The following is a 12350-nucleotide window of genomic DNA, read 5'->3' as shown; positions in this document are numbered from 1 at the left end:
TATTGATATAAAGAATGAACTTCTCTAAAGTCCTAGTCTGTAAATAAAATCTATTCCATAAAATACGCTACTGTCAAATTCATTATTTAGCCTATCACGATCGTCGCCTCCCAATTGGAAAGTAAGCAATTGTGCACCTACCTTATCCCCTTGACGATAAAGACCATAATCTGTAGTATCTAAACCTATTTTTGCTCGAGCAACTAGAGTATTGTCTAAAAAAGCATAGGCTCCAAAAAGTGAAAAACGAATAGACTCCTCTTGCACATAGAGTCTTGATTCTGTAGCACTAAGATTATAAGATTTGATAGAAGTCACTAGATTAGCTCCTAAGCTAAAGTTATCTGTAATCGCATAATTTACGTCTGTACGTATTGGTAAAGTTGCGTTTATAGTAAACTTTTTATCTTTTGACTTATACCATAATCCTATGAGTGGAGTGATTGTTGTCCCGAAATTTTCTGATGATACATAAGCACCAAACTTAAACGAATATTTAGAAGAATAACGCTTCTCTAATAATGCGAGTCCGCCCATTTGAAAATTATCACCAGCACCTTGATTAAAATCTGACGCCAACTTAGGCAAAGCGACATAAGTACCACTCCACTTATTACCATGATCATACTTAATACCTAAGTTAAGTCGGGTCATAATAAGATTAGTTCTCGAGGGTGAAAAATTTAATCCTAATCGTGTATTCTCATAAGTAAATCCTCCTATGATAGAAATATCACTTGTAACAGGAAGCGGGAAGTAAAATTCTACAAAAGTATTATCAACCTCTGTTTCTACTTCTGTATCTACATTGCCTAATGTAGCCCCATTATACGTTACTTTTAAAACATCTAAGTAGTCTTGACTATAAAGCGAAGTGCTAACGAGGATGATAACACAAAAGAGTAATAATTTTTGCATAGAGGTGATTTTAAATAATGAATTGATTAGTTTAATATTCTATTTATAATTCAATAATTTACTATTTTTTTTAAATTATAAACAATTAATTATTGTAATAATACATTATTTATAATCGAAATTTCTGTTGTTAGGTGCTTAAAAACAGTAATTGAAACTTAAATCTTTTTATAGGATATATTAATTTCTTTTATGGATGTTCATTTCAAAGAATTTTAAGTAATGATTATCGTGTATTTGAAACGTGGACTTTAAGAACCTGGTTTATATAAGTTTTTCATAGTTACGAAAGTGTTATCCATAAAAAAAACGCCCTAGCATAGCTAAGGCGTTTTATATCTTATAAAAATCGTGTATTATGCGATTTCTAGTAATTCAAGTTCAAACTCGAGAGTTTGTCCTGCTAGTGGGTGGTTTGCATCTACAATGATGTGATCTTCATTTACTTCAGATACACGTAACTGCTGCTCAGAACCATCAGGTCTAGAAGCTACTAATATAACTCCTACTTCAGGTTTGATTTCTTCAGGTAATTGTGTTTTGGGTACCGTTTGAAATAACTCTTGTTGTACGTCTCCGTATGCTTCTTCTTTAGTTATAGTAACCGTTTTCTTCTCGTTAACCGCCATATCTATTAAAGCATTCTCAAATCCTGGGATAAGTTGACCTTTTCCAAGTTCAACCTGTAAAGGTTCTCTTTGTAAAGAGCTATCAAACACCTGTCCATCTTCTAATTTTCCTGTGTAGTGTACTTTTACTACATCACTTTCTTTTACTTTACTCATAATTACTTGTTTTTAATCCAATTATAATTTACAAAACTACAAGAAGAAAATCGGCTTACGAAGGAATCCATCAATGAATCTAAAGACTGTAAAAGCTTGTACTGTGATATGTAGTTTTACGATGATTCATAATAACCAATATTATCTCAAAAATAAAGGCCTGACACCCCTGCCAGACCTTTATAAACTCAAAAATCGTGAGCCCCTCTCACGATCTTGATTCATTTGAATTGTGCGCAAAACTACTCTTAATCACAGAGAAGCTTGAACGCTATTCAATAAGATACTAGTGCAATTGGTTATCTTTTACTGGTTGAAAATTGATTATTAGATCTTATAAAAATTGCTTATTTCATATTGAGCCAACTTAGGAATAGCTCCTGTAAATACTTTTACCTCCCAGTGACTCAAATGCGGCATCATTTCCATAGGATGCTCAAAGAATATCACATTATCTGCCTTTGTAAACGTAGCAGATGGAATGATATAAAAAGCTCTTGGAGCATCCTCTATGACTGTCACTAAACCTAAAAAACGGTGTCCTGCAACCTGTCCATAATCAAGCTTTTGTATTTTAATATTTTCCTCATCTTCTACTTGGATAGAACGTAGTTGTAGCTCGCTTGTTTTACCCGTAGGTGCTGTGATGAGAAAGTCAAGGCCTGCTACTCTATTAGTATCTGGCGCAATGGTAAAACCAGCTTTCGAGAGTTCGCTTGTGACAAAATCTATTAGTTGTAATGTGTCGTTTTTCATAAAGGGGTGCAAAGATAATTATTTCTTAAAAAAAGTAGGATTGCATAACCACTATAACGATGTACTAAAAAGGTAAAGAAAATGTACTTCTAGATGGATGTTACGCTTTCGCGAAAGCGTTAAAAAACTTAAAACGCACATAAAAAACTAATTATACAGGTCAACTATATCATAAATAAAGGATTGATGAGTCTATTATAAAAATAAATGGGTTCTCTTGTATTGTAAGTGGGATGATATCGTCAGAGTACAAATCGTTTAAAAGAATATCAATCTTATAAATGACTGTATGCAAGTACAAATTATACTTTCAGCTATTTAATTACATAAATATTGAAAAATTAACCTTTTTTAAGGTTTAGAATATTATTTGAACACTAGTTTTGCACCCTTAAATTATTTATCAAGAATCTCAATTAGGAGATAGCAACCTGCAATAACGAGCAAGGTGCTAAATAGATAAGCCAATTAGTTGGAAACAATGTTAACTCATACTTCTATCTAAATTGCTATTATCTCCTTGCAAGAATGAAGAAGAACATGACACAGACTACACAAATTTTCCCAAAATTTTCAGCCCTAGTTCCGCTATTTGTATTTGTAATAACATTTTTAGGAGTTGGTATTTATCAAGATGACTTCTATGCGCTGCCTGCCCCTATGGCGGTTATTGCAGGAATCATCGTGGCTTTTATAATGTTTAAACAGACTATAAATGCTAAGATTGACATCTTACTTAAAGGTTGTGGTGATGACAAAATTTTAACCATGTGCCTTATTTATTTACTGGCTGGGGCATTTGCCGCAATTACTAATGCTACAGGGAGTGTGGATGCGATTGTAAATTTAGGCTTAGATTATATTGCGATACAATATATCTACGTAGGTATTTTTGTCATTGCTGGGTTTTTATCGGTTTCTACAGGGACATCTGTGGGTGCAATTGTCGCGCTAGCACCCATTGTGGTAGGTTTTGCAGATAAAAGTAGTGCAGACCTTGCCATACTTTGTGGTGCCTTGCTAGGTGGTAGTATGTTTGGTGATAACCTCTCCGTAATTTCAGATACTACGATAGCTGCGACCCAATCTCTGGGTACAAAAATGAGTGATAAATTCAAGCAAAATATAAAAATTGCTGTTCCCGCAGCGCTCATTACTATTGCTATTTTTATTTTTCAAGGAGTAGATCTCACAACAGATGTAACAGAGACCGTTGTTTATGAATATGATGTAATTAAAATTGCACCTTATGTCCTTGTCATTATTCTCTCTGTCATAGGACTCAACGTTTTTGTAACGCTTCTTGTAGGTGTACTTGCAGCAGCATTGTTAGGTATTATTTATGGTGATTTTACGATTATAGAGTCTACAAAGATTGCTTATACAGGTTTTACAAATATGACGGAGATTTTCTTATTGTCACTACTTACCGGTGGTCTTGCTGCTCTTGTGGCTAGTAATGGCGGGATTGAGTTTATATTAGTGAATATCAAAAAACTTATCAAAAGTAAAAAAACGGCACAATTAGGTATTGCTGCGTTAGTGAGCACTATCAATATGGCAATTGCAAATAACACGGTATCTATTATTGTTGCTGGTCCTATTGCAAAAACCATTAATGATGAATATGCCTTAGACAATAAGAAAACAGCTTCCATTCTAGATATTTTTGCATGTATCTTTCAGGGCTTACTTCCTTATGGAGCGCAGGTTTTAATGATTCTAAGTTTTTCAAAAGGTAATATCAATTACTTAGATCTTGTAGGTAATACTTGGTATTTACTATTGCTGTTTGTAGTTACCATCTTATATATCATCTTTAGAAGTGATACAAAAAAGCACGCTTTCGCGAAAGCTGCATAAGTACATCGCAAAGCACAATGTGAGCACTACGAACGTGTTGCATTCATATAAAAAAAATTCCAAAAGCGGAAAAAGAGATACTCCAAACAAAACTTTTTTTTAGCCAAATTGCCTCTTTTCTTATATAAATTGGCAATTCATAAGAATTTAGGGCTTTATTGTTAAACCTATCCCAAAATCAAACCCTACTGAGAACCGTACGGGAAGTTGCTGCGTTATATATGTAAATCTAAATAACACAAACACTAAACAATTATGAAAACAGTAAACGTATTATCAATGGCACTTTGTGCAGGACTTTTATCACTAGCTTCATGTGAAGGCTCAAAAAATGTTGGTAAAGAGGAAGTATCAAACCAAAAAGAAATGATGGATGATAAAATGTCTGAAGGTAAGGACATGATGGACGATACAATGTCTGAGGGTGAAGACATGATGGATGAAATGACAGTAATGGTAGGTGGAGCAGCAATGTATCCTTCTAAAAACATAATAGAGAACGCAGTAAACTCAAAAGACCATACAACACTAGTTGCTGCAGTAAAAGCTGCAGGTCTTGTAGAGACTTTACAAGGTGAAGGACCATTTACAGTTTTTGCCCCAACAAATGCTGCTTTTGAAAAACTTCCAGAAGGAACGGTTGCAACATTACTTAAGCCAGAAAGTAAAACTGCTTTACAAGGTGTACTTACATACCATGTAGTTGCAGGAAAATATGATGCAGCGGCTATTATGAGCGAGATCAAAAAGAATAATGGTACAGCAACCTTTACTACTGTAAACGGTGGGAAATTAATGGCTTCTGTAAAAGGATCGTCTGTAGTTCTTATGGATCAAAACGGAAACAGCTCTACAGTAACTATTGCAGATGTAAACCAGTCTAATGGTGTAATACACGTAGTAGATACCGTAGTTTTACCAGCTAAATAATTTTAAAATACCCAATTTTGAAAGCGTCACTGTACATTGCAGATGGCGCTTTTTTTTGTTTTAATTACTAGTAATTCTCTCGTATATAAAGCGCTAGCTTCACACTTTTGAGATTGTGAATATCTATTGTCGTTTTTTACTTTTTCGCCTTGAGCTAACCCCTATTTTTGGCAATCTTAAAATAAAAGATATATGAGTGCAACTTGGTATGAGTGCAAAGTAAAGTATAGAAAATTTGATGAAGCATCAGGAACTCAAAAGGTAAAAACAGAGCCTTTTCTTGTAGATGCTATTTCTTACACAGAAGCAGAAAGTAGAATAACACAAGAAATGACAGCTTACTTAAGTGATAGCGAAGAAATCAAAATCACAAACATAAAAGTAGCAAACTACGCAGAGATTCACCCATTTGAAAATTCTGATAGATGGTTTAAATCTCGTGTCTCACTCATCGCTTATGATGAGGAAAGCGGCAAAGAACGTAAGACTAATCAATACTTGCTTGTACAAGCAAATGATGTAAAAGAAGCCTTTGATAATACTGTTGTCACTATGAAAGATACGATGGGAGAATATACAATCCCAGCAGTATCTGAGTCACCTATTATGGATGTCTTCCCATACTTTTCTGGTGAGGAAGATGATCTAGAGCGTCTAGAAGAATTTACTAGGATTAAAGATTCTGTTCCTGTAGATTATAGCGAGAATAAGGAGCAAGCCATGGCAGACTCACTTACTACCGAAGAAGAATAAACCAGTAGATCTTACGTAAGATCTACGATAAAGAGGCTGCTTATAAACATATAGGCAGCCTTTTGTTTTTAATAACACATGCTCATCATAACTACAGTAAGACCCACGCGGGATGAGTATCTTTGCTAGATTACTATATAACCGTTTTACGTAGTTATTAAATAAGAAGATTATGATTCCAAAACTTCATTACATATCGCAAGGAAGCTCACTCAAAGAGCACATAGAACATATACAAAAAGCATGTAATGCCGGAGCTGAGCTCGTGCAACTCCGTGTAAAAGACTGTTCTCAAAAAAAACTGCTTGCCATTGCACAAGAAGCTAGAGAGATTACCGCTCATTTCCAGACACGGTTAATTATTAATGATGATTATAAAATTGCAAAAGAGGTAAAAGCAGATGGAGTGCACCTAGGAAGCGCAGATGCCTGCCCTATAACTGCTAGAAAACACTTATACACTTGGCAAATTATAGGAGGTACCGCACATACTTTACAAGATTGTGAGGCACTAATTGAGAAGCAAGTGGATTATATTAGTCTAGGACCTTACAGCACTACTACTACAAAAGAAACCACAGCGAAAACACTAGGAACTTCTGGTTATAAAGCAATCATTGACGAGCTAGCTACCACTACTCCTATGCTGGCTGTAGGAGGCATCACCCTTAATGACGTCAAAAATATTTTGGAAGCGGGTATCGATGGTATTGCAGTTTCTCAAGCAATTACAACAGAATTTAATAGCATTCGCTCGTTTAATGAGCTGCTAGGAGCATCTTCTACACAAGAACAGCGTCATAGTTTTGAATAAAAAAGCGTTGCTTATATTAATGATGATTGGTTTTGATTGCGCTTTCGCGAAAGCGTGAAAAAGATTATAAACAAAAAGCCCATCTAATTTAATAGATGGGCTTTTATTAAAACTTGAAGTATATGTATTAGATAACTCTTACGTTTACTGCGTTTAATCCTTTGTTACCTTCTTTAAGTTCAAATTCAACTTGATCACCTTCGCGAATCTCGTCGATTAACCCTGAAATGTGTACAAAGTGGTCTTTTTCAACACCTTCTTCTGTAATAAAACCAAATCCTTTAGTGTCGTTGAAAAATTTTACTGTTCCGTTATTCATAATATAATGTATTTAATAATTGTGATTATTTTTTATCACGGAGCAAAAGTACAACTAAAGATTACCAATCTATAGGAAAATAGTCTTTTAAAAATTTTCCAGACCAATGTTTACCTGTATTAATTCCATCAATAAGTGGATCCATCACCCTAGCAGCGCCATCTACGATGTCTAATGGTGGTTGAAAATCATGTACTTCTACTTTCTTTTTTGATAGCTCTGCAGGGTCCTCATCTGTCACCCATCCCGTATCTACGGCATTCATATATATTCCAGACTTTGCAAATGTGGCAGAAGAAGTATGTGTAAGCATATTTAATGCAGCCTTTGCCATATTGGTATGCGGGTGTCTATCCTCCTTTTTAAAACGGTGAAATTTACCTTCCATAGCAGACACATTAATGATATGCTTCTGTCCAGTATTTTCTTTCATCATGAGATTAGACAGACGGTTACACAATACAAAAGGCGCCACGGCATTAACTAGCTGTACCTCTACCATCTCAGTAGTTTCTATCTCACCTAGTTTTAAACGCCAGCTATTAGTCTTACGTAAATCTACTTGTTGTAAATCTGCATCTAGTTTTCCTTCTGGAAAGACTTCGCTAGTTTGTAACGAATTATCAAAACTATAAGGAATCTGAGAAAGCTCTGCCGAGTTGCGCAGACCTATTCCTGGTTCAGGCCCATGCCAAGTAACTGGCAAGACATTATTCTTACTAGTTTTTGCAGTACTTACGCTTAAATCTGATAACTCCTGCAAGCAGGTAATGTGATTTTGTAAGAGTGGCTGTGCGAGCTTAGGAAGTTGATCTACTGGTAGTTTTTCATTTTCCATTAAGTGGAAATAAAAACCAGATGGCCTACGCACCGTTTGTGCCGCATTATTAATTAGTATATCTAGCCTATCGTACTTCTGCTCTATATAATTACAAAATATCTCTACACTTGGTATATGACGTAAATCCAGTCCATGAATGTGTAAACGGTCGCTCCAGTCACCATAATCTTCTTCCTTTGCATATCGTATAGCGCTATCTGCTGGAAAACGTGTGGTTGCTACCACCGTCGCACCAGAGCGTAATAACATGAGGGTTATATGGTATCCTATTTTTAATCGCGATCCAGTTATTACCGCTACTTGACCATTAAGGTCGGCTGTTTGAAAACGTTTTGCATAATTAAGATCACCGCATGAAGTACACATCGTGTCATAAAAGTGGTGTAGCTTTGTGTAAACTGTTTTACATACATAGCAGTTTCTTGGAGACTCAAGTTCTGGAGTATCTTCTGGAATTGCAGCTGCGCCAAGTAACTTAGGTGCTACAAAAAGCGATGCTTCTCTAGCAGAGCGTATTCCTGTAGTTTTACGAGCGTGCTTATCTCTAGTAATCATCTTACGTTTGGCAGCCTTCTTGGCGTCTTTCCTCCTACGCTGAAACTCATCTCGATTAGGACGAGATAACATTCCTGAAGCTTTGAGAAGCTCTGTACGCTGTTCTTCTGGAAGCTCAAAAAGCTGATTTGTATCGGCTACTAGTTGCTGCAATGTATTAATACATGCATCAATTTCTTGTTGAGAGAGACTTTTATCTTGGGCGTTTTTACTTTGATCTTCGGGCATAATGAACTGCAATCATATTTTTTGCAAAGGTAATTATACTGCGTTTTATGAAGATGATAAATACTCGTATTCTTCTTGAAATATATTTGAATTACGCTTTCGCGAAAGCTTTGAGAATCCTCAATACTACGCACTTTAAAATCTCACAAAAAAGTATATTCGCGCCATGTGGATGTATTTAGGCTTACTGGCCGCACTTTTTCTGGGATTACACAACTTAGCAAAGAAACATGCTGTACAAGGTAACGAGGTGTTACCAATATTGTTAGGAACACTATGTGCAGGTTTTGTATTAATACTGCCATTTTTTATAGGTTCAAGATTTTTTCCAGAATACACTCGAGAAATAGGGTTTTATATCACTCCTATTCCATGGAAAACGCATGGTTTTATCATTATAAAATCCATGATTATGACCGCTTCATGGATTCTAGCATACCAAGCTTTAAAGCACTTACCTATCACCATAGTCACTCCTATACGATCTGCTGGACCGTTTTTTACATTTTTAGGAGCAATATTTATTTATAGAGAACAACCTAATGCACTACAATGGGTGGGTTTCTTTGTGATTATTCTATCAGTAATTCTGTATGCAAATATTGGTAAGAAAGAAGGGATTCACTTTAGAAAAAACAAATGGATTTTTGCAATTGTAGGTGCTACTTTTCTAGGAGCCTCCAGCGGATTGTACGACAAGTTCTTAATTCAGAATCTGGTGCTTAATCCACAAACGTTGCAGTTTTGGTTTTGTTGGTATACTATTTTGATGTTACTAGTAATACTCTCAATTACATGGTTTCCTAAAGCCGAAAAAAGAAGTGCATTTACCTTTAGGTGGACGATTATTGCCGTAGGTATCTTGTTACAAACCGCCGATTATTTTTACTTCAAATCACTGCAGGATCCAGATGCGCTTATCATGTTACTCTCGGCAATAAAACGTAGCCAACTTATAATAGCAGTAGTTATTGGTGGACTAGTGTTCAAGGAAAAGAATAAGCGCAAGAAATTGGTTCCGCTCGCAGGTATATTAATTGGGGTCTTCCTCATTTTATATTCTTAGTAAGCTGCCGTTCGCCATAACTAACTTATAATATTCCATAGATAATTTTTCATCATAAATAATTTGTATCCTTTTTACGCTTTCGCGAAAGCGTAACATCCCACCTACTCGCCTTCCTGATTATTCAACGTGCTTTAGGTAAAACATGAATATTATTTCACTTGCAGCTATCAAATTAAATGTTTGTTAAAAAAGAATGAACGTTCATTTTTAACACTACCTTTGCTGCAGCAATTAAATAACATGGCAAAACTTCAAAAAAGTATAGATAAACGTAATGCGCTTGTAAAGGCGACCATAGAGCTTGTAAACAATAATGGTTTTCACGCTACACCTATGAGTAAAATTGCCAAAATGGCAAGCGTTTCTCCTGCCACTATCTATCTCTATTTTGAAAATAAACAAGACCTCGTTAATAAAACTTATGTAGAAGTTAAGGCGTCATATACAGAGTATGCATTTGCATCTTATGATGCTTCGCTCCCAGTAGAGTCAGGTTTTGAGTACATCTGGAAACGTATTGCAGATTTCAAGTTAAAGGAATGTGAGAAAGCAATGTTTCTTGCTCAGTGTGATAACACTCCTATGATTGATGAGGAAAGCAGACAAGAAGGAATAAAGCACTTACAGCCCCTACTCGACTTATGGGAACGCGGTAAAAAGGAAGGAATTATCAAACCATTATCAGATTTTATACTATACGCATATGCAATTAATCCGCTTTCATTTTTAATGATGACCCAAAAGCGAGGAGCATTTCAATTAGATAAAACTCACATGGAAGAAGCTTATCAATCTGCATGGAGTAGTATTAAAGCATGTCAATAAAAAACAACAAGAACGTAAATAATAAGAATATGGATTTATTAGATAAGTTAAACTGGAGATATGCCGCAAAGGCAATGAATGGTGAAAAAGTAGCCGAAGATAAAATTGAAAGAATTTTAGAAGCTACAAGACTTGCTCCTACTTCAAGCGGACTACAGCCTTTTGAGGTTATGGTGATTAAGAACCAGGATATTAAAGAACAAATAAGACCTGCGGCCTGGAACCAGTCTGTAATTACTGATTGTTCACACTTATTAGTTTTTGCAGCTTGGGACACATATACTCCTGAGAGAATCAACTACATGTTTGATCTTACTAATGATATAAGAGGATTTAAAAATGAAGGTTGGGAAAATTACCGCCAGATGTTACTAGACTCTTATCCTCAAAAAGACGAGCAAGAAAACTTTGAGCACGCTGCAAGACAAGCATATATCGCTTTTTCGCACGCAATTATCGCCGCAGCTTATGAAAATGTAGATGCAACACCACTAGAAGGTTTTGACGCTACAGAAGTAGATAAAATATTAGGCTTACGCGAAAAAGGTTTACGCAGTGCAGTATTACTTCCTTTAGGTTACAGAAAAGAAGATGAAGACTGGTTAGTAAATCTTGTAAAGGTGAGAAAGCCTATGGAAGATATGGTAACTGTAATAGAGTAAAAGATATATAGCGATGACTAAAAATATATTATTAAAAAGTAGACCAGAAGGAACACCATCTGTATCAAATTTTGAATTTGTGACAGACGAAAAAAACTTATCTGCTGGTAAGGGTGAAATTTTGGTAGAGGCAGCATATGTTTCTGTAGATCCTTATTTACGAGGTAGAATGAGTGATGCAAAGTCATACATTGCACCCTTTGAAATAGGTAAACCTATACACTCTGGTGTAGTTGCAAAAGTAACAGCATCTAATAATGACGCTTTTAAGGAAGGTGATTATGTTTCTGGAATGCTAGATTGGGCAACTGCTCAAGTGCACACAGGAGAAGGACTTCTTAAAGTAGATCCATCAAAAGCATCGCTAAGTGCGTACCTAGGTATTTTAGGAATGACTGGACTAACAGCTTTTCTAGGGTTACATGAAATAGGAAAACCTGTAGCTGGAGAAACGCTCGTTGTTTCTGGTGCAGCCGGAGCTGTAGGTAGTGTTGTAGGACAGATTGGAAAGATATTAGGACTACGCGTAGTAGGAATTGCTGGAACTGATGAGAAGGTAGCAATGCTTAAAGACAAATTTGGCTTTGATGCAGCTATCAACTACAACACTACAGATGATATGGCGGCGGCAATAAAAGCTGCAGCGCCAGATGGTGTAGATGTTTACTTTGATAATGTAGGTGGACCCATCTCTGACGCAGTGCTCGTAAATATTAATCGTTTTGCAAGAATGATTATTTGTGGAGCAATCTCTGTGTACAACAATACAGAAATACCAATGAGTATGAGTGTACAGCCATTTTTAGTTAAAAATAGCGCACTAATGCAAGGTTTTATTGTCTCGAACTATGCAGAAAAATTTCCTGAGGCTATGAAACAACTGGCTACATGGTTATCTGAAGGTAAACTCACTTACACGGAAACTGTAGTAGAAGGTTTTGAAAATATCCCAACAGCTTTTATCGACTTGTTTGAAGGTAAAAACAAAGGGAAAATGGTCGTAAAGATCTAAAGATTATTGAAAGAAAAAAG

At 35.8% G+C, this 12350-nt stretch carries 13 protein-coding genes and 1 riboswitch; of the genes, 8 read left to right on the top strand and 5 right to left on the bottom strand.

Features of this window, described 5'->3' with window-relative positions; translation table 11 throughout:
* Nucleotides 1–24 precede the first annotated feature (24 nt).
* From KRODI_RS13275 to KRODI_RS13265, 3 genes are all read right to left on the bottom strand, one after another.
* Nucleotides 25–918: a DUF6268 family outer membrane beta-barrel protein gene (locus tag KRODI_RS13275; RefSeq protein ID WP_013752130.1), complete on the bottom strand. Its 894-nt coding sequence runs from the start codon at nucleotides 916–918 to the stop codon at nucleotides 25–27.
* Nucleotides 919–1274: 356 nt separating this feature from the next.
* Complete coding sequence (locus KRODI_RS13270; RefSeq protein WP_013752129.1) at nucleotides 1275–1703, bottom strand: peptidylprolyl isomerase; 429 nt, start codon at nucleotides 1701–1703, stop codon at nucleotides 1275–1277.
* 327 nt (nucleotides 1704–2030) lie between these two features.
* Nucleotides 2031–2459, bottom strand: coding sequence for a hypothetical protein (locus tag KRODI_RS13265; protein WP_013752128.1), 429 nt, complete (start codon nucleotides 2457–2459; stop codon nucleotides 2031–2033).
* A 395-nt stretch (nucleotides 2460–2854) separates the two neighbouring features.
* A riboswitch (SAM-I-IV-variant riboswitch) is annotated at nucleotides 2855–2951 on the top strand.
* Nucleotides 2952–2987: 36 nt separating this feature from the next.
* On the opposite strand from KRODI_RS13265, the gene KRODI_RS13260 reads away from it, so the two are divergent.
* The 4 genes from KRODI_RS13260 to thiE all read left to right on the top strand — a co-directional run bounded on the left by KRODI_RS13260 (nucleotide 2988) and on the right by thiE (nucleotide 6819).
* On the top strand, nucleotides 2988–4322 hold the full coding sequence (locus tag KRODI_RS13260) for a Na+/H+ antiporter NhaC family protein (RefSeq protein WP_013752127.1): 1335 nt from the start codon (nucleotides 2988–2990) through the stop codon (nucleotides 4320–4322).
* A 255-nt stretch (nucleotides 4323–4577) separates the two neighbouring features.
* Entirely contained in the window at nucleotides 4578–5252 is a 675-nt protein-coding gene (locus tag KRODI_RS13255; protein WP_013752126.1) for a fasciclin domain-containing protein, read from the top strand.
* Between the two features lie 192 nt (nucleotides 5253–5444).
* Nucleotides 5445–6005, top strand: a complete 561-nt coding sequence (locus tag KRODI_RS13250; protein WP_013752125.1) for a DUF4494 domain-containing protein — start codon at nucleotides 5445–5447, stop codon at nucleotides 6003–6005.
* 172 nt (nucleotides 6006–6177) lie between these two features.
* The gene (gene thiE / locus KRODI_RS13245; RefSeq protein ID WP_013752124.1) at nucleotides 6178–6819 is read left to right on the top strand and encodes a thiamine phosphate synthase; all 642 of its coding nucleotides are present in this window, start codon (nucleotides 6178–6180) and stop codon (nucleotides 6817–6819) included.
* A gap of 127 nt (nucleotides 6820–6946) precedes the next feature.
* Here thiE and KRODI_RS13240 read toward each other — a convergent pair whose 3' ends face one another.
* A complete protein-coding gene (locus KRODI_RS13240) occupies nucleotides 6947–7138 on the bottom strand; it encodes a cold-shock protein (protein WP_013752123.1) in 192 nt (63 codons plus the stop codon).
* Between the two features lie 61 nt (nucleotides 7139–7199).
* Entirely contained in the window at nucleotides 7200–8762 is a 1563-nt protein-coding gene (locus tag KRODI_RS13235; protein ID WP_013752122.1) for an SDR family NAD(P)-dependent oxidoreductase, read from the bottom strand.
* A 166-nt stretch (nucleotides 8763–8928) separates the two neighbouring features.
* Between KRODI_RS13235 and KRODI_RS13230 the strand changes: the two genes are divergently transcribed.
* The 4 genes from KRODI_RS13230 (at nucleotide 8929) to KRODI_RS13215 (ending at nucleotide 12330) form a co-directional block, all read left to right on the top strand.
* Nucleotides 8929–9828, top strand: a complete 900-nt coding sequence (locus KRODI_RS13230; RefSeq protein WP_013752121.1) for an EamA family transporter — start codon at nucleotides 8929–8931, stop codon at nucleotides 9826–9828.
* A gap of 243 nt (nucleotides 9829–10071) precedes the next feature.
* The gene (locus KRODI_RS13225; RefSeq protein WP_041295718.1) at nucleotides 10072–10656 is read left to right on the top strand and encodes a TetR/AcrR family transcriptional regulator; all 585 of its coding nucleotides are present in this window, start codon (nucleotides 10072–10074) and stop codon (nucleotides 10654–10656) included.
* A 29-nt stretch (nucleotides 10657–10685) separates the two neighbouring features.
* On the top strand, nucleotides 10686–11318 hold the full coding sequence (locus KRODI_RS13220; protein WP_013752119.1) for an NAD(P)H-dependent oxidoreductase: 633 nt from the start codon (nucleotides 10686–10688) through the stop codon (nucleotides 11316–11318).
* A 13-nt stretch (nucleotides 11319–11331) separates the two neighbouring features.
* Nucleotides 11332–12330 carry an NADP-dependent oxidoreductase gene (locus tag KRODI_RS13215; protein ID WP_013752118.1) on the top strand — a complete coding sequence of 333 codons (999 nt, stop codon included), beginning with the start codon at nucleotides 11332–11334 and terminating at the stop codon, nucleotides 12328–12330.
* The last annotated feature ends 20 nt before the right edge of the window (nucleotides 12331–12350 follow it).

It is taken from the genome of Dokdonia sp. 4H-3-7-5 (assembly GCF_000212355.1).
In the GTDB taxonomy this organism is placed as follows: Bacteria; Bacteroidota; Bacteroidia; order Flavobacteriales; family Flavobacteriaceae; genus Dokdonia.
Note: the sequence above shows the minus strand (reverse complement) of the source record. Positions and strands in the feature narration are given on the sequence as shown.

Bases quoted from the DNA above. Each gene is read 5' to 3' on its own strand.
- KRODI_RS13275 (WP_013752130.1), bottom strand. From the start codon at position 918: ATGCAAAAATTATTACTCTTTTGTGTTATCATCCTCGTTAGCACTTCG.
- KRODI_RS13240 (WP_013752123.1), bottom strand. From the start codon at position 7,138: ATGAATAACGGAACAGTAAAATTTTTCAACGACACTAAAGGATTTGGT.
- KRODI_RS13215 (WP_013752118.1), top strand. From the start codon at position 11,332: ATGACTAAAAATATATTATTAAAAAGTAGACCAGAAGGAACACCATCT.
- KRODI_RS13270 (WP_013752129.1), bottom strand. From the start codon at position 1,703: ATGAGTAAAGTAAAAGAAAGTGATGTAGTAAAAGTACACTACACAGGA.
- KRODI_RS13255 (WP_013752126.1), top strand. From the start codon at position 4,578: ATGAAAACAGTAAACGTATTATCAATGGCACTTTGTGCAGGACTTTTA.
- KRODI_RS13260 (WP_013752127.1), top strand. From the start codon at position 2,988: ATGAAGAAGAACATGACACAGACTACACAAATTTTCCCAAAATTTTCA.
- KRODI_RS13265 (WP_013752128.1), bottom strand. From the start codon at position 2,459: ATGAAAAACGACACATTACAACTAATAGATTTTGTCACAAGCGAACTC.
- KRODI_RS13225 (WP_041295718.1), top strand. From the start codon at position 10,072: ATGGCAAAACTTCAAAAAAGTATAGATAAACGTAATGCGCTTGTAAAG.
- KRODI_RS13220 (WP_013752119.1), top strand. From the start codon at position 10,686: ATGGATTTATTAGATAAGTTAAACTGGAGATATGCCGCAAAGGCAATG.
- thiE (WP_013752124.1), top strand. From the start codon at position 6,178: ATGATTCCAAAACTTCATTACATATCGCAAGGAAGCTCACTCAAAGAG.
- KRODI_RS13230 (WP_013752121.1), top strand. From the start codon at position 8,929: ATGTGGATGTATTTAGGCTTACTGGCCGCACTTTTTCTGGGATTACAC.
- KRODI_RS13250 (WP_013752125.1), top strand. From the start codon at position 5,445: ATGAGTGCAACTTGGTATGAGTGCAAAGTAAAGTATAGAAAATTTGAT.
- KRODI_RS13235 (WP_013752122.1), bottom strand. From the start codon at position 8,762: ATGCCCGAAGATCAAAGTAAAAACGCCCAAGATAAAAGTCTCTCTCAA.